Raw genomic sequence first — 15,783 nt, forward strand, 5'->3', positions numbered from 1 at the left:
GGGTCGGGGCCGAGCGGGGCGGGTCGGGGAGGGGCAGGTCGGGGCGGGTCCGATCAGATCAGGTCCACCAGGTCCGCGATCGAGTCCACGATCTCCGAAGGCCGGTACGGGTAGTCCTCGACCTGGTGCGGCCGGGTCAGCCCGGTGAGCACCAGGAACGTCCGCATCCCGGCCTCCATGCCCGCGAGCACGTCGGTGTCCATCCGGTCGCCGATCATGGCGCTGGTCTCGGAGTGCGCGCCGATGGCGTTGAGTCCGGTGCGCATCATGAGCGGGTTGGGCTTGCCCGCGAAGTACGGGTTCTTCCCGGTGGCCTTGGTGATCAGCGCGGCCACGGCACCGGTCGCGGGCAGCGGGCCCTCGGCGGAGGGGCCGGTCTCGTCGGGGTTGGTGCAGATGAAGCGGGCGCCGTCGTTGATCAGCCGGACCGCCTTGGTCATGGCCTCGAAGGAGTACGTGCGGGTCTCGCCGAGGACGACGTAGTCGGGCTCGTGATCGGTGAGGACGTACCCGATGTCGTGCAGCGCGGTGGTCAGTCCCGCCTCGCCGAGGACGTACGCCGTGCCTCCGGGCCGCTGGTCGTCGAGGAACTTGGCGGTGGCCAGGGCGGAGGTCCAGATGTTCTCCAGCGGCACGTCCAGCCCCATGCGCCGCAGGCGGGCGTGCAGGTCACGGGGGGTGTAGATGGAGTTGTTGGTGAGCACGAGGAAGGGCCGCCCGGACTCCCGCAGCTTCTTTACGAAGGCGTCGGCCCCGGGGATCGGCACCCCCTCGTGGATGAGCACCCCGTCCATGTCGGTGAGCCACGACTCAATGGGCTTGCGCTCTGCCATGTCGATATCTCCCGCCATAGGCCCAACCATGTCCCTCCAGCCTATCGATCACATTTTCCCCCGAGTGGGGGCAGCACCCCGCACGGGGCCGCGGGAACCGCGCCCTGCGGGAACGCGGGGAGCTGCGCGACCGGCCCCACCGGCCGTCGGCCGACAAGGCGCCCCCGGGGTCCAAGGGGCAACGCCCCTTGAAGGGACGGGAAGGGTGGGGGCGGCGGGGGTGAACGACCCCGCCCGAACCCCCATCTGCCAAGGTGATCCCATGACCCGCGCCACCCACGAACCTCACGCACCCCTGCGCACCGCCCTCATCGGCTACGGCCTCGCCGGCTCCGTCTTCCACGCCCCCCTCGTCGCCGCCACCCCCGGCCTCGCCCTCGACACGGTGGTCACCCGCGACCCCGAGCGCCGGGAGCAGGCCCGCGCCGAGCACGGCGACGCCCTCCGTTTCGCCGCCGCCCCCGACGAGCTGTGGTCCCGCGCCGACGAACTCGACCTCGTCGTCATCGCCTCCCCCAACCGCACCCACGTCCCGCTCGCGACCGCCGCCCTGAACGCCGGTCTCCCCGTGGTCGTCGACAAGCCGATCGCGGCCACGGCCGCCGAGGCCCGCACCCTGGCCGCCCTCGCGGAGGAGCGCGGTCTGCTGCTCTCCGTCTTCCAGAACCGCCGCTGGGACAACGACTTCCTCACCCTCGCGGGGCTCCTCGCCGCGGGCACGCTCGGCGACGTCACCCGCTTCGAGTCCCGCTTCGAACGCTGGCGCCCGCAGCTCAAGGGCGGCTGGCGCGAGTCCGGCGACCCGGCGGAGATCGGCGGTCTGCTCTACGACCTCGGCAGTCACGTCGTCGACCAGGCCCTGCGCCTCTTCGGCCCCGTCGCCACGGTCTACGCGGAGTCCGACGTCCGCCGCGAGGGCGCGCGGGCGGACGACGACACCTTCCTCGCGCTCACGCACACGAGCGGCGTCCGCTCCCATCTCTACGTCTCCGCCACCACCCCCCAGCTCGGCCCCCGCTTCCGTGTCCTCGGCTCGAAGGCCGGCTACGTCAAGTACGGCCTCGACCCGCAGGAGGCGGCCCTGCGCGAGGGCGCCCGCCCCGGCGCGACGACCGAGCCGTGGGGCACGGAACCGGAGGAGGCGTGGGGCCGCGTCGGCAGCGGCGAGTCCCCGGCGACCGGCGGCGGCCGCCCCGAGCCGACGCTCCCGGGCGACTATCCGGCGTACTACGCGGCCGTCGCCGCCGCCCTCCGCGGCACCGGCGAGAACCCGGTCACGGCGCTCGAAGCGGCCGCCGCCCTGGACGTCCTGGAAGCAGCCCGCCGCTCGGCCCACGAGGGAGTCACGGTCCGGCTGTGACCGCCGCCTCACTGTGGCGCTCCTCCCCGCTGCCGCAGGAACGCGGGCGGTCGCGCGATACGACGACGCTACGCCCGGCTACCGGTCGCCCTCGGCCTCGCCGGGCCGCCGCACACGGCCCGGCATCGTACGGACGCCCCGCTCATCCCCTGACCAGGGTGGACGGAACGTCCCGGTACAGCGCCGCCCGTTCGAGCGCGCTCCACGTCGTACTGGTCACGATGTACAGCGCGGCGGCGAGCGGGACGACGGCCACGGTGACGAGGGTGAAGAAGGGGAGGAACGGCGTCGCCCTGCTCACCGCACCTGCGACACCCGCCCCCGTACCGGCACCCGCACCCGCACTCACCGACATCGCCCGCTTCGTGCGCCGGTAGCTGAAGCACGCGACCGCCGCGACAACGGCGAACACCCCGACGTACACCAGCCCCTGCGCCCCGAACGGCCCGCCGTGCGCGAGTGCGTCCGCCCACCGTCCGCCGAGGGGGGCGTCCAGCAGCCGGTGGCTGAGCAGCCCGTTGGCGTCGTCGCCGATCGAGGAGCTGGAAAAGAGGTGGTAGAGGAGGAAGAAGGCGGGCGCCTGGAGGAGACCGGGCAGGCATCCGGCCAGCGGCGAGACCCGTTCGCGGGCATGCAGCTCGAGCACCGCTTTCTGGAACGCCTTCGGGTCGCCGCGGTACCGCACGCGCAGCTCGGCGATGCGCGGCCGCAGCGCCGCCCCGGCCCGCTGACCGCGCGCGGCGGCCCGGGAGAGCGGATGGACGAGGAGTCGTACGAGCGCGGTGAACAGGACGACGGCGGCGGCCGTGGCCGACCCGTGGAACAGCGGCTGCAGCAGGTCGGCGAAGTGCTCGACGACCCCCGCGAAGGCGGACATCGAAGCGGACAGCGAAGGGGACATGGAGGTGGGCATGTCGGCGGACATGAAGGTGGACATGGGGAACCCTCCGGGGCTCTCGTCGTGCCGGATGTGAGGTGCGTGTCGGCATGACGACCCGCGCCGGGGCACGGCGGACCCGGGCAGCACGGTGTGCCGGGGTTCGGTGTTCCCTACGCGGTCGCCGCGAGGGCGCGTCCGGGTGCCCGGGGCCGGGTACGGCCGGAGGCGTCGGGGTCCCGCTGCGGCAGGAACGCCGTACGGTGCGCGCGGTCGCGCAGGGCCGTACGCACCCGGGTGGGCGGCACGGCGGGCACGCAGCGTGCGGCGAGGACCGCGCAGGTGACGAGCGCGGCACCCACTGCGGCGAGGGCGGCGGCGGCGGGCAGCCCGCCGGCGTCGAGCACGGCGGCCTGGAGGAGCACGAGGAACAGCGGGAACAGCAGCGCGGCGACGGGCCGCAGACGCGCACGGGTGCCGGACATCACCAGGCCCCCCTTCCCCGTGCCGTTGCTCGTTCCGCTGTTCGCCTGCCCTTCGTTATACCCGATCGCCGGCCGGTGCGGGCTCCGTCACGACGGGGTCCAGGAGCCGTCGGGGGCGGAGCAGGATGCGGCTGATGGGGTCGGCGGGGTCGGTGTCGATGCCCGGGCCCGGCAGCATCTCGACGTCCTCGACGGGTACGACGACCGCGCAGGCGGGACACTCGCCGTACGGGCCGAGTTCCTGGTCCGTGCCGCACACGGCGTGCCGGAAGACGCGCCGCTGGATCATCGTGACGTGCTGCCGCCCCCACAGGCCGAGCGCCCGCAGCGTGGGCCACAGCGCGAGGCCGCGCGCGGTGAGCACGTACTCGTCGCGCGGCGGCGACTCCTGGTACCGCCGCTTCTCGAGGATGCCGTGGGCGGTCAGTGTCTGCAGCCGCGTGGCGAGGACGGCGCGCGGGATGCCGAGGTGGACGAGGAAGTCGTTGTACCGCCGCACGCCGAAGAACGCGTCGCGCAGGAGAAGCAGCGTCCACCGCTCACCGACGACCTCCAGCGCCGCGGCGATGGAGCAGTCCTGCGACGCGTAGTCCTTGCCCAGTGCCATGCCCCCACTGTAACCACCTTTTCCCCTTGTTGGTTCGATGAACGAACCGACCCGTGCTAGGGTTGCGGGCATTGAAGGTTCGCTCATTGAACTTACTCACTTCTCCACCCGGGCTCACTTCTCCACCCGGGCCGGGGGGACGCCCCGACCGACCCACGCACCCGACCTCCAAGGACAGGCCTTCATGCCCCAGTTGGACCGCCCCGCGTCCGGCGCGGTGGACCAGGCGTCCGCCCCCGCCGTTCCCGCTCCCCGCACACCTCCCGCCGCCGAGGCCCCCGCCGCCCCTCGCCCGACAGCCACCCTGGCCCTGACCAGCGCCGCCACCGCCGTCGCGCTGATGACGTACACCACGCCGCTGGTGACGCTGCCCGACACCGCGGCCGCCCTGCACACCTCCCTGTCGGCGCAGGCGTGGCTGCTCAACGGCACCCCGCTGGGGCTCGCCGCGCTGCTGCTGGTCGCGGGGAGCCTGGCCGACGACTACGGTCGCCGCCGGGTCTTCCTGGCCGGCACCCTCGCCCTCGGCATCACCACCGCGCTGGGCGCGTTCGCCGGTTCCACCTGGCTGTTCACACTGGCCCGCGTGGCCCAGGGTGCGGCCAGCGCCGCCCTGCTGGCGAGCAGCCTCGGCCTCCTCGTCCACGCCTTCCCGACCCCGCGCGAACGGCTGCACGCGACGGGCGTGTGGGGCGCGTTCGTCAGCGGCGGCATCGCACTGGGCCCGCTGCTCGCCGGAGTGCTGCCCGGCTGGCGGCTCGTCTACGGCGTCCTCGGCGCCGCCGCGCTGGTGATCGCCGCCCTCGGCCCCCGGACACTCACCGAGTCCCGCGCCCCGCGCGGCGGCCGCCCTGACCTGCCCGGCGCCGCCGTCTTCAGCCTCGCCCTGGTCGCCCTGGTCGCCGCGCTCACCCTGGGCCGCGACGGCTGGCTGCGCGCACCGGTGTGGCTGCTGCTGGCCGCGACGGTCGTACTGCTCACCGCCTTCGCCCTGATCGAACGCCGTTCCCGCAAGCCGATGATCGACCTGTCCCTGCTGCGCCGGCCGCGCTTCCTCGGCTCGTCGGCGGCCGGGCTGTTCACGGGCCTGTCGGTGATCGGCATGTTCAGCTACCTGCCCGCACTGCTCCAGCGGGGCCTGGGCCTGTCGGTGCTGGACTCGGCGTGGCTGATCCTGCTCTGGTCCGGGCTGTCGTTCGCGGTCGCGCTCCAGGCGAAGCGGCTCTCGGGCCGGATCGCCGCGCGCCACCAGCTCGCCCTCGGCTTCGTGCTGCACGCGGTCGGCGTCCTGACCATGCTGGGCGCGTTCGGCGCGGGCTCCTGGACCCGGCTGCTGCCCGGCCTGGTGGTGAGCGGCGTGGGCAGCGGGCTGCTCAACGCCGCGCTCCCGCTCGTCTCGGTCGACTCGGTCCCCCCGGACCGCGCGGCGATGGGCTCGGGCGCCCAGCAGACGTGCCGCTACATCGGCTCCTGCGCGGGCGTCGCGCTGACCATCGCCCTGGTCACCTCGTCGGGTTCGCTGCCCCACGGGGCGGACGTGGCGATGCTGGTCTCGGTGGTCCTGGCGGGCGCGGGCGCGGCAACGGTGGCGACGCTGAAGTAGGGCGCGCGTGTGGGGGCGCCCCCCGAAGGGGCGCGGGGAACTGCGCGATCAACCACGACGCACCCGCACCGCACCCGCACCCGCCGAGGCAAAAACCCCCGAGCTGGAAGGCGCTTCCCACTCCCCCGCCCCATAGGCGCCCCCGGGACCAAGGGGCGGAGCCCCGTGTACGGCAAGGAGAGGGAGGCCACCCCACCCCCCTCTCCAATGTCACCCCCCGGCAGTACCGTGTCCGCATGCGCCCCGACACGCCTGCCGAGAACGTCGACCACCCCGCGGAGGCGGCCCGCCTGGAGCGGACCGCCGGTCTGTACCCCGAGGACGCGGAGGCCCTGCTGCTGCAGGCAGCCGCCCACCGGGAACTGTCCGGCGACCGCCCCGGCGCCACCGCGCTCTACGACCGCCTGCTCGCCTCCTCCCACCCCCTGGAGAACCCCCACCTCGTACGCGCCCTGAAGGCGTCGAACCTGTGGGAGTACGGCCACGAGGCCGAGGCCCGCGCCATCATCGACGGCGTCCGCGCCGCCGCCCCGCGCGACCCGGCCGCGTGGGTGATCGTCGCGGAGTCCCTGGAGCAGCACGACGAACTGGAAGCGGCGCAGGAGACGTTCACCGAGGGCGCCACCCTGCTGATCGCGCGGGAGGCGGAGCCCCCGCAGTCCGCGCACCCCCTCCTCTTCGGCCGCCACCGGGTGCGCCGCATGCTGGGCGCGGCGCACGACGAGTGGGACCTGCTGGCGGACACCCTGCACGACCTCCCGGTCTCCCTCGACGAGCTGCACGACCCCAAGCGGGTCTGGTCGCTCGGCTCGGACAACCCGGCGGAGCTGGAGGCGGAGATCTCCCGCCTGCGCGCGGAACTGGGCGCGTACCGCCAGGCGTTGTCCCGCCCGTTCCCGGTGGCGGTCCTGCACTGGCCGAAGGAGGAGCTGACGGAACTCCTCGCGGCGTACCCGGCGCTGGCGGCGGAGTACCCCTCGCACGAGGAGCACCTGGCGACGACAGAGCGCTCGCTGCGCGAACTGGCGTCCTCCGGCACCCCCAACCTGGGCATCGTCCGGGGCACGGTCCCCTCCTACGAGGCGTTCGCGGCCTCCGAGGCGTCCTCCCCGTCGGACCCGGCCCTGCTCCCCCAGTACGCGACGACCCTGGCGGCCCGCGGCCGGGCCACGGAGTGGCCCCCGCAGCGCGGCACCACCTGCTGGTGCGCCTCGGACACCCCGTACGAGACCTGCCACGGGGCCAATGCGTAAGGGCCGGACCGACGCGGCACAACACCGAACGGGAAGGGCCGGAGGGAGGGAGAGAGAAGGAGGCCGGGCGTGAGCCTCCCCTGCCTGTCCGCCTCCCTCCTCCTCGCCGCACTGTGGACAGCGATCGGCGCCCACGGCACCCGCGCCACCCTGCGCGCCCGCCGCTCCCTGCGCCTGCTCGGCGTCCCCGGCATACGCACGCGGGGCGAGGTGGCCAACGACGCCCGCCGGGTGGGCCCGTCGTACCACCCGCCACAGATCCGCTACGAGGCCCCGCCGCCGGACCGTCCCGGCGCCCCCGCGACCCACACCTACCGCGAGGTCCCCCTCAACCACGCCTCCCCGCACGCCCTGCACCGCGGCACCCGCGTACACCTCCGCTACGACCCGAGGGACCCCCGTCGCGCGGTGGTCGTCCGGACGGCGAAGGCGTACTCGCCCACGACGAACCTGGTGTGGTGCGCGGCGTTCACGACGTTCGGGGTGGCCGTAGGCGTGCTCACACTCCTCCACGCGACCCTCGGCACCCCCTGAAACCGACCTGCCCGACCTGACCAACCGCAACCGCGCCGTCTGCCCATGGCCCCAACAGGGCGCACGCTCCCGCCCGTTGAGCCCATGCGTACGGAGTACGCTTTATGAAATCCGTACCCCCACCGTTGTACGGTCGCCCGCATGGAAACACGAGACACGACGGCCGCCCCGAGCGGCGACGCCCAGGACCTGCCGAGCAACCGGGGCCGCTGGGGCGAGGACGACGAACGCGGCACGCTCAACCTGATCACCGACGAGGCCCGGGCCAGAGGCGCCGCGGAGGTCCGCACGGGCCGTACGGTCTCACTGGCGGTGCCGATCCGGCCGACCCCGCTCCTCAGCGGCCCGTTCGCGCCCTCCACCCAGGACGCCTCCCCGGTCCAGCAGGTGCTGGTGTACACCGGCTCCCCCGCGATGGCGACGGCCGAGATCATGATCGTCACCAACCACCACCCCCGCTCGACGCACCTCGACGCACTGGCGCACATGCCGCGCGACGGCCAGGTCTACCCGGGGCGCCCCCTGGCCGAGAGCGTGACGCCGGCCGGTGCGCGGCACGGCTCCACCACGGCGTTCGCCGACGGGATCGCCACCCGCGGCGTCCTGCTCGACCTGGCGGCCGACGGCCCGCTGCCCAGCGGCCACGCGGTCACCTCCCGCGATCTCGACGCCGCCGAGGAGCGCCAGGGCGTACGGCTGGAACCGGGAGACGCCCTGGTGGTGCACTGCGGCTGGGACATGACACCCGATCCCGCCCGCCCGATGCCCGGCATGAGCCTGGACGCCGTGCGCTGGATGCACGCACGCGGCGTCTCCCTCTACGCCGGCGACATCGGCGACGCGCACCCCGCGCTGGACCCCGCCTGCCCCGCCCCGCTGCACGGAGTCGGCCTGCCCCTGCTGGGCATGCCCCTGATCGACGCCGCCGAGGTGGACGAACTCGCCGCCACCTGCGCGGAACTGGGCCGCTACGCCTTCCTCCTCACGGTCGCGCCCCCGCGCATCCACGGCCTGACCGGCGTACCGGTGAACCCGCTCGCGGTCTTCTGAAACCCCGCGCCCGCACCCCCCTGACCACCACTCAGCCCGCCACACCGCCCGCCGCTCCGCCCGCCACTCCCCCCGGCTCGGCGGCAAGAGCCCGAACCGCACCGTGCACACGCTCGCGGAGCCACCGCGAGGCCGGGTCCTCGTCGACGCGGCGGTGCCAGCGGAGTTGGACGTCGGCGGCGGGAAGGTCGAAGGGCACCTCGTGGAGGCGCAGCGGAACGCCCCGTTGCACCAGGTGGGCGGCCGTGATCCGCGGCACGAGGCAGATGAAGTCGCCCTCCAGGGCCATGAGGGCGCCGACGGCGTAGGAGGGGACGACCGCCGCGACGCGGCGGGCACGCCCCGCCCGCTCCAGCGCGTCGTCGAGCGGCCCCCGGGCGAGGCCGCGCCGCGAGGCGGAGATGTGCGGACGGGCGCACAGGTCGTCGACGGTGAGCCGGGCCGCGCGCCCCAGCGCGGAATCGGCGGCGACGACGGCGACGAAGCGGTCGGTGAGCAGCGTCGAGGTGTGGACGTCCGGGGGCGGCGGGCCCGCCACGCAGATGTCGAGGTCGATCGAGCCGTCGCGCAGGAGGTCGGGCTCCTTGGACTCCTGGGCCACGAACCGCAGGAGGACTCCCGGGGCGTCCGCGGTGACCCGCCGGGTCAACCGGGGCGCGAGGACCGGGGCGAGCCCGTCGTTGATGCGGATGGAGAAGGCCCGCTGCCAGGACCGGGGGTCGCGGCCGGCGGTGTCGGCCCGCAGCTCCGCGGCGGCCTCGAGCAGCGCCTTGACCCGCGGCGCCGACCGCTGCGCGAAGGGCGTGGGGACGAGTCGCTGCCCGGCCCGGACGAGGATGGGGTCGCCCATGGCGCGCCGCAGCCGGCTCAGCGCCCTGCTGGTCGCGGGCGCGGACAGGTGCAGCCGCCCGGCGGCCTCGGCGACGCTGCCGGTGTCCATCAGCGCGTCGAACACGCGCAGCAGGTTGAGATCCAGCTCCTCCGTCACGGCCGCCCCTCCCCATGAGTGCGTGCAGCGCAATCACTATCTGCCAATGATGCACTGGACGTCATGTCCGAACCGGACGAATACTGAGTTGCGGGACCGGACGTACGCACCGCTCCCGACGGCCGCCAGGCCGCACCCGCACCCGCCCTGGCCCGGCCCTCGCCCCGGCCTCGAACCTCGACCACGCCCCTCGACCCCGGCCTCGAACCTCGACCACGCCCCTCGACCCCGGCCCCGAACCTCGACCACGCCCCTCGACCCCGGCCCCGAACCTCGACCTCGACCTCGACCTCGCCGGGCGGACGCGCGGGCCCCCCAACCACCAGCACCGGAACCGGAGTTCAGCCATGCCCAGGATCGTGCGCCCGACCGCCTACGGCACTCCCGACGTACTCACCGTGACCGAGGTGCCCGTCCCCCGCGCGGCGGCCGACACCGTGGTCGTCGAGGTGCGGGCCGCCGGGGTCAACCCGGTCGACTGGAAGCTCTACAGCGGCACGTTCCACGCCGTGGACGAGGACCTCAAGGAGTCCGCCGGGGTCACCGCCTCCCTGCCCTCGCTCGGGCTGGAGTGCGCCGGCGTCGTCACCGAGGTCGGGTCCGAGGTGTCCGGCGTGCGGGTCGGCGACGAGGTCATCGTGTTCCCCGTGACGGAGGCCTACGCCGACTACGTCACGGCCCCCGCGAGCTCGATCCTCCCCAAGCCCGCCGGACTCGGCTGGCCGGAGGCGGGATCGCTCCTGCTGACCGGCACCACCGCGGCGCACGCCCTGCACGCGGTCGCGGTGGACGCCGGTGACACGGTGCTCCTGCACGGCGGTTCCGGCGGGGTCGGCCTGATGGCCGTGCAACTCGCCGCCGCCCGGGGGGCGACGGTGATCGCCACCGCCGCCCCGCGCAACCACGCGCTGCTGACCGAGCTCGGCGCCACCCCCGTCGCCTACGGCCCCGGGCTCGCCGACCGGGTACGCACCGCCGCACCGCAGGGTGTCGACGCCGCCGCCGACTTCGCCGGCACCGAAGAGGCACTGGACGTCTCGCTGGAACTCGTGGCCGACCGGAACCGGATCGTCTCGCTCACCGGGCCCGACCGGCGCGTCGAGGCCGGCATCAAGCTGATCGGCTACGGCCCGGGCCAGGACGCCGGCACCGAAGTCCGGGCGGCCGCCCGCGCCGACCTCGTCCACCGCGCCGGATCCGGCACCCTCCGCGTCGTCGTCGACACCGTCTTCCCCCTCGCCGAGGCCGCACAGGCACACAAGGCCGGACTCGCGGGACACGCCCCCGGCAAGCTCGTACTCGTCCCCTGACCCGCACACCCACCGCGCCCTCGGTGAAGCGACGCGGAAAGCGCCCGGCCCGGTGACGATCCCCGACCACCCCGGAGCCCGGACCGGGCGCATGAGAATCTGGGCGTCATGAGGATGTCGAACACGCCCGTGCACGGCGGCGGCCGGCGATGAGCACCACGCGGACACTGGACGCCGAGGCCATACTGACCGCCACCGAGAGCGTGCTGCGCCGCCACGGCCCCGAGAAGGCCACGGTGCGGGACGTGGCACGGGCCCTGGGCGTCAGCCACGCCAGCGTCTACCGGCACTTCCCGTCCAAGACGGCGCTGCGGGAAGCCGTCACCCGGCGCTGGATCAGCCGCGCACACGAGGGCCTCGAGCCCCTGGCGACGGACACCCGCCTGCCACCTCCCGAACGCCTACGCGCCTGGCTCACCACACTCTTCACCTGCAAGCGCGACATGACATCCGAGGACCCGGAACTCTTCGCCACCTTCAGCATCCTGGTGGCCGAACACAGAGCCGCGGCCACCGACCACGTGGCCGACCTCATCGGGCAACTGCGCGGCATCATCACCGACGGCGTCCGCACCGGCGACTTCACCCCCACCGACCCCACCGCAGCGGCCCACACCCTCTTCAACGCCACCATGGCCTACCACCACCCGGCCCACGCCCCCGACTGGCACGCCCCCGAAACGGAACCGGCACTGCAGTCCGTCTGCACGCTCCTCATCAACGGCCTGTCGGCACCCCCGGGACGCCACGACGCCTGACCCCCGGCACCCGAAACCCGGCGAACCCCAGCCCAACACGCCCCCACCCACAGCCACCCGGGCAACGACGAGCGCCACCACCCCGCCGCCCCCGCCGCCCCGCTTCCGGGCCGCCCGGCCATACGGCTCCCCGCGGTGGAGGGGTGACAGTCAAGAGTGCAGCGCAGCGAAATCGGCGCAGTCGGCGCCCGAAGGGCGCTCTTGACCCTCACCCCGCAACTGCCACCCTGCGAATCGCCGGGTGGCCCTTGGGCGCCCTGCACAGTAGTAGACATGTTCGTCTCAGGGGTGGAGGCGTACGCCTGCGTCGACGGACGGTGCGCATGAGGTCACGACTCTACCTCGCCCACCCAGCCGAAATTCAGGAGTTCCCTGGGCAGGTACTCGGATTCGACCTCGATCGGCATATCGGCGTCACGGGTCATGCAGGCGAGCGCCAGTGGCCCCAGGGCCACCAACCCGTCACTGCTGCGGCTCCGCTCCTCGTCGGCTGTCCAGTACTCCTTGTGCCACTGGAGAGCGTTGGCGAGTGTTTCGTTGAACCGCTCGGTTTCCTGGCGCTGGTACAAGTGGAAGAGTTCGAGCGGCGGGTAGAGGATTTTCAAGAGCAGTTCCTGGTCGGCGATCCGGACACGTGCGGGGTCAGTACCCTTCACAGCTGCCGTAACCTTCTCCCACATGAGGTCGGCCCGGCCGTTCCAGAAATTCTGCAGGGCCTCCACCCAGTCGTAGACGTACGTGTCGAACTCGGCACCGGAGGCGCGCAGGAACGACACGGGCACGTGTGCGAGTTGCTCAAGACGACTGTTGTCACGGCAGATGGTGGCCAGGTACCACGAGGTGAGCCAGGCACCTGCGTGCAGATAGGGCTGAGGTCCGGTGGCCGGCAGGTTCCTCATGTCGCCGTCGACTCCGATGCGGCACGGAACGGGCCCTTCGGTGGCAGTGCCGGCGGCGAAGAGGGCCGAGCCGACCTGCATCGCGGTGATCCACGCCTCCCACGTCGAGAATTTCGTGGCCTCGGGATCATCCGCGCACAGGGACTTCGCCACGGTCAGTGTGGTCTCCAGAGCCCGGGACCGGGACATCTCGGATCGTTCGAGCCGGTCGATCACCCGGTTCGTACTCGTGACCAGGGACTGCACGTCGTCCCGAAAACCTTCCAGGGGGAAGTCGTGCCGTAGGACGCGCGTAACCACTGGGACTCTCCTGTCCTAGATCTTGAAGTGCTCCAGTACGGCACCAGCGTAGGAGCCACTGTTCTTGTTCGCCTGGACCAGTACGTACTGCAGCTTTCCATCCTCCAGGGCGTCGAAGAGCTTGTCGGCGATGATCCGGTCCTCTCCGCCTCTCTTCCACATCAGGGTGAGGATGGTGTGTACGTACTGTTTCGTGCCCTGCTTGACCCGCATGCCCTGGCCCATGTCGCCGGCACCGTCGCGCCAGTCGAGGCTTGCAGACGGCGCCTTTTCCTCGACGATGGCGTATTTCCCGTCGTCATCGAGTTTGTAAAGATCGTCGAACATGTTGGCGCCGTTGGGTGTTCTGGGCAGATCGACCCAGTCTGCCTTCGGGAACAGATTCGGGATGACGTGCTGCCTTGCCGCCGACTCGCCCAGTTTCTCGCCCAGCTTGCTGTTGTTCGGTACGTCGCCGACCTGATCCCGATAGGCATCCTGCGCTTCCTTGAGCGCGGCCTCCGTCTCCGGGGAAGGATGGTCCAGATGTATCTTCTCCGCCCTCGTGAGCTCCATTCCGGCAACGCGATCTTTCGCGATCTTGTCGAGATCCGGGAGTTGTGAGGGGTGAACAGTGTCGAGCCCGAACGGCTTCCTGCCGAACCTTTGTCTCCGACGGACCGTGGGGCAGGTCGTGCTTGGCTATGAAACTGCCGTCCGGCAACTGCTTGAGGATCGGCAGCTCGACGCCGTCGACGATCTTGCTCTTGTCCAGGCGGTGTCCCCGGGCGTCGTAGTTCTCCTCGCGCCATTCAGGGTCGTGGTTGGCCTTCCAGACATGTTCGTCCTGGAGCCGTTTCCGCTCCTCGGCTGTCAACTCGTGGGGTTCTTCATGTGAGCTGGAACCGGTGCCGTCGTCCGGCTGGTGTTCGGTCCGGTGCGAAGCGTCGTCGGGCTCGCCTGGATGATCGGGTACGTCGTCACCGACACGGCCCACATCGTCCGCGCCGCCTCCACTTGCGGGCGGCTCCGCGTCGTGGCCGTGTGTGCCCGGACCGTCGTGGTGCGGGGTCGTGACGTCGTCCGTGTGGCCCGGGGCGTCGGGGTGGTGGGTGCCCGAGGTGTCGTTGTGGCCGGTGTGGACCGGGTTGTCCAGTTCGTTGGTGGGGAGGTGGTCGGCCGTGCCGCCGGGGAGGTTGTCGCCCGCGTGCCCGCCGGGGAGGTGCTCACCGGCATGGACGACGGGGGGCTCGCCGCCGGCGTGGATCACCGGGGTGTGCGTCGCGTCGTCGCCGACGCGGCCGATGTCGTCCAGGCCGCTGCCCAGTTTGATGTGCTGGCCGGCCTGTTCGGCGGTGTGGGCGCCGGCGCCGACCAGGGCCGGTTCCTTGATGGGGGTCGGGGTGTGTGGGTTGTCCGCGCCGGACTTCGCCGGGCCGTTCTCGCCCAGGTCGTCCAGGTTGGGCTGGTCGACGATGTCGCCGGGGCCGTCGGCGGTCTTCTGCAGGACGTTGCCGTGTTCGTCCAGGAGGTTGCCCTCCGGGTCCCAGTAGCGGGCCGGGGCGCCCGGCTCGGTCGGGAGCTTGGTCGTGCCCTCGGGCAGCGCGGGCACGTCGTCGGGGAGTTTGAAGTTGCCGTCGGGCAGCTTGACCGCGCCCTCCGGGATCGCCGCCCCTTCCGGGAGGTGGAACGTGCCGTCGGGGAGCTTCAGGGCGCCCTCCGGCAGGGTAATCGCGTTCTCCGGGAGCTTGGGGATTTCGATGTTGCCGATGCCCTTCAGGGCCTTGCTGATGTCACCGATCTTCGACAGGCCCGCGCCGGCGCCCTTCATGACGTACGTCATCGGGTCGATGACCTTGCCCGCCTTGCCGGCGACGGAGAGCGCCTTGGCGATCGCGCCCGCCTTGCCCGCGCCCGACGCCGCCGTACCCGCGCCGCCCGTGAAGACCGTCGTCAGGACGTTGAAGGTGACGGCGCCGGCCGCACGCGCGGGGTTCTTGCCCCACTCGTCCCACGCCACCAGCGCCTTGCCCGTCTCCTTCACCGCCGTACGGGAGTCGCGGATCCAGGCGGGGAGTTTGTCGTCGGGCAGGGCCCAGAACGCGGTGCCCACACCGGGGATGGAGGCGATCGCCAGGCCCGTGGCCAACTGGGCCAGGCCTTTCCATGCCTGGCCCATCGCGTCCCAGCCGCCGAAGCCGACCAGCGTGCCCAGGCCCTTGATCGTGCCCCACACACCGTCCACGATGAGGCCGTCCCACACGAACGACTTCACCCAGTGGCCGATCTCCCAGGCGTGGTGCTTCTCCTCCATCGGGTCGCCCCAGGGAAGCTTCGCGCCCTTCAGGTCGTCCGCGTTGAAGCCGTACTGGTCCTTGCGGTCCGATCCGTCGCCCGCCACCATCTGCGTGCCGCCGAAGATCCCCGTGATCTTGTTGTGGCAGGTGCGCTCCGCCGCCCAGAACGCCGCGACCGTCGTCGTGATCTCGTCGCGGATCCCGTTGTGCTCCTCGATCTTGTCCCCGTCGTACTCCCAGTCGTCGTCGTCCTTGACCGAGTTGACGAACGTCGTCGCCTTCGTCTTCAGCTCCACCAGCTTCGACACCAGCGGACGGATCTCCGTCGCGTACGAGGACAGGGCCGACGAGACCGTCTCCAGGCCCGTCGCGAAGTCGTCCGCGCGGTCCTTCACCGGCTTCGTCGACGCGAAGAGCTGTTCCGCCTCCGGAGCCGTGTAGTACGCCGACAGACCCTGGAACTTCGCGTGCACGTCGCTGCCGGTCGTGCGGACATTGCCCGCGTCCGTCTTCAGCCCCTGATGCGCCAGCTCCAGTTGGAACAGGTCGCCCGTGAACTGCGGTATCTGCTCGGGCTTGATCACGCGTCTTCACCCCCGTGTGTCCGTGGGTCTTCCCGTCGGACGAACTCGCGTCAAGTTCAGATCATC

The 15,783-nt window shown here is 72.3% G+C and carries 15 protein-coding genes; 7 read left to right on the forward strand and 8 right to left on the reverse strand.

The genetic code is table 11. From position 1 onward, the window contains the following. Positions 1 to 53: 53 nt before the first annotated feature. The gene (locus QFZ64_RS13320) at positions 54 to 833 is read right to left on the reverse strand and encodes an HAD-IIA family hydrolase (protein WP_307065363.1); all 780 of its coding nucleotides are present in this window, start codon (positions 831 to 833) and stop codon (positions 54 to 56) included. Positions 834 to 1,095: 262 nt separating this feature from the next. On the opposite strand from QFZ64_RS13320, the gene QFZ64_RS13325 reads away from it, so the two are divergent. Continuing rightward, on the forward strand, positions 1,096 to 2,193 hold the full coding sequence (locus QFZ64_RS13325; RefSeq protein ID WP_307065365.1) for a Gfo/Idh/MocA family oxidoreductase: 1,098 nt from the start codon (positions 1,096 to 1,098) through the stop codon (positions 2,191 to 2,193). A 142-nt stretch (positions 2,194 to 2,335) separates the two neighbouring features. Here the strand turns inward: QFZ64_RS13325 and yidC are convergent, their stop codons facing one another. From yidC to QFZ64_RS13340, 3 genes are all read right to left on the reverse strand, one after another. Further along, positions 2,336 to 3,070 carry a membrane protein insertase YidC gene (yidC, locus tag QFZ64_RS13330; RefSeq protein ID WP_307071682.1) on the reverse strand — a complete coding sequence of 245 codons (735 nt, stop codon included), beginning with the start codon at positions 3,068 to 3,070 and terminating at the stop codon, positions 2,336 to 2,338. Positions 3,071 to 3,243: 173 nt separating this feature from the next. Continuing rightward, entirely contained in the window at positions 3,244 to 3,555 is a 312-nt protein-coding gene (locus QFZ64_RS13335) for a DUF6412 domain-containing protein (RefSeq protein WP_307065367.1), read from the reverse strand. A 55-nt stretch (positions 3,556 to 3,610) separates the two neighbouring features. Then, positions 3,611 to 4,162, reverse strand: coding sequence for a helix-turn-helix domain-containing protein (locus QFZ64_RS13340; protein WP_307065369.1), 552 nt, complete (start codon positions 4,160 to 4,162; stop codon positions 3,611 to 3,613). A 184-nt stretch (positions 4,163 to 4,346) separates the two neighbouring features. Here QFZ64_RS13340 and QFZ64_RS13345 point away from each other — a divergent pair, with 184 nt between their 5' ends. The 4 genes from QFZ64_RS13345 to QFZ64_RS13360 all read left to right on the forward strand — a co-directional run bounded on the left by QFZ64_RS13345 (position 4,347) and on the right by QFZ64_RS13360 (position 8,602). Further along, positions 4,347 to 5,765: an MFS transporter gene (locus QFZ64_RS13345; protein ID WP_307065372.1), complete on the forward strand. Its 1,419-nt coding sequence runs from the start codon at positions 4,347 to 4,349 to the stop codon at positions 5,763 to 5,765. Positions 5,766 to 6,001: 236 nt separating this feature from the next. Next, positions 6,002 to 7,018, forward strand: a complete 1,017-nt coding sequence (locus QFZ64_RS13350) for a hypothetical protein (RefSeq protein ID WP_307065375.1) — start codon at positions 6,002 to 6,004, stop codon at positions 7,016 to 7,018. Between the two features lie 69 nt (positions 7,019 to 7,087). Then, complete coding sequence (locus tag QFZ64_RS13355) at positions 7,088 to 7,552, forward strand: DUF3592 domain-containing protein (RefSeq protein WP_307065377.1); 465 nt, start codon at positions 7,088 to 7,090, stop codon at positions 7,550 to 7,552. A gap of 141 nt (positions 7,553 to 7,693) precedes the next feature. Further along, positions 7,694 to 8,602, forward strand: a complete 909-nt coding sequence (locus tag QFZ64_RS13360) for a cyclase family protein (RefSeq protein WP_307065380.1) — start codon at positions 7,694 to 7,696, stop codon at positions 8,600 to 8,602. A 31-nt stretch (positions 8,603 to 8,633) separates the two neighbouring features. Here QFZ64_RS13360 and QFZ64_RS13365 read toward each other — a convergent pair whose 3' ends face one another. Then, positions 8,634 to 9,590: a LysR family transcriptional regulator gene (locus QFZ64_RS13365; protein WP_307065382.1), complete on the reverse strand. Its 957-nt coding sequence runs from the start codon at positions 9,588 to 9,590 to the stop codon at positions 8,634 to 8,636. A gap of 347 nt (positions 9,591 to 9,937) precedes the next feature. On the opposite strand from QFZ64_RS13365, the gene QFZ64_RS13370 reads away from it, so the two are divergent. Together QFZ64_RS13370 and QFZ64_RS13375 are read left to right on the forward strand one after the other, a co-directional pair. Further along, entirely contained in the window at positions 9,938 to 10,900 is a 963-nt protein-coding gene (locus QFZ64_RS13370) for an NADP-dependent oxidoreductase (RefSeq protein ID WP_307065384.1), read from the forward strand. Positions 10,901 to 11,049: 149 nt separating this feature from the next. After that, positions 11,050 to 11,658, forward strand: coding sequence for a TetR family transcriptional regulator (locus tag QFZ64_RS13375; protein WP_307065386.1), 609 nt, complete (start codon positions 11,050 to 11,052; stop codon positions 11,656 to 11,658). 329 nt (positions 11,659 to 11,987) lie between these two features. Here the strand turns inward: QFZ64_RS13375 and QFZ64_RS13380 are convergent, their stop codons facing one another. The 3 genes from QFZ64_RS13380 to QFZ64_RS13390 form a co-directional block, all read right to left on the reverse strand. After that, complete coding sequence (locus QFZ64_RS13380) at positions 11,988 to 12,803, reverse strand: immunity 49 family protein (RefSeq protein WP_307065388.1); 816 nt, start codon at positions 12,801 to 12,803, stop codon at positions 11,988 to 11,990. A 69-nt stretch (positions 12,804 to 12,872) separates the two neighbouring features. Further along, positions 12,873 to 13,184: a hypothetical protein gene (locus QFZ64_RS13385; protein ID WP_307065390.1), complete on the reverse strand. Its 312-nt coding sequence runs from the start codon at positions 13,182 to 13,184 to the stop codon at positions 12,873 to 12,875. Continuing rightward, positions 13,156 to 15,717, reverse strand: a complete 2,562-nt coding sequence (locus QFZ64_RS13390) for a hypothetical protein (RefSeq protein ID WP_307065393.1) — start codon at positions 15,715 to 15,717, stop codon at positions 13,156 to 13,158. Before QFZ64_RS13390 ends, QFZ64_RS13385 begins: the two co-directional genes overlap by 29 nt. Between the last annotated feature and the right edge of the window lie 66 nt (positions 15,718 to 15,783).

The sequence above is a fragment of the Streptomyces sp. B3I8 genome, assembly GCF_030816915.1.
Classification (GTDB): Bacteria; Actinomycetota; Actinomycetes; order Streptomycetales; family Streptomycetaceae; genus Streptomyces.

Coding starts and splice junctions, on each gene's coding strand:
- QFZ64_RS13320 (WP_307065363.1), bottom strand. CDS start 833: ATGGCAGAGCGCAAGCCCATTGAGTCGTGGCTCACCGACATGGACGGG.
- QFZ64_RS13325 (WP_307065365.1), top strand. CDS start 1,096: ATGACCCGCGCCACCCACGAACCTCACGCACCCCTGCGCACCGCCCTC.
- yidC (WP_307071682.1), bottom strand. CDS start 3,070: ATGTCCGCCTTCGCGGGGGTCGTCGAGCACTTCGCCGACCTGCTGCAG.
- QFZ64_RS13335 (WP_307065367.1), bottom strand. CDS start 3,555: ATGTCCGGCACCCGTGCGCGTCTGCGGCCCGTCGCCGCGCTGCTGTTC.
- QFZ64_RS13340 (WP_307065369.1), bottom strand. CDS start 4,162: ATGGCACTGGGCAAGGACTACGCGTCGCAGGACTGCTCCATCGCCGCG.
- QFZ64_RS13345 (WP_307065372.1), top strand. CDS start 4,347: ATGCCCCAGTTGGACCGCCCCGCGTCCGGCGCGGTGGACCAGGCGTCC.
- QFZ64_RS13350 (WP_307065375.1), top strand. CDS start 6,002: ATGCGCCCCGACACGCCTGCCGAGAACGTCGACCACCCCGCGGAGGCG.
- QFZ64_RS13360 (WP_307065380.1), top strand. CDS start 7,694: ATGGAAACACGAGACACGACGGCCGCCCCGAGCGGCGACGCCCAGGAC.
- QFZ64_RS13370 (WP_307065384.1), top strand. CDS start 9,938: ATGCCCAGGATCGTGCGCCCGACCGCCTACGGCACTCCCGACGTACTC.
- QFZ64_RS13375 (WP_307065386.1), top strand. CDS start 11,050: ATGAGCACCACGCGGACACTGGACGCCGAGGCCATACTGACCGCCACC.
- QFZ64_RS13385 (WP_307065390.1), bottom strand. CDS start 13,184: ATGTTCGACGATCTTTACAAACTCGATGACGACGGGAAATACGCCATC.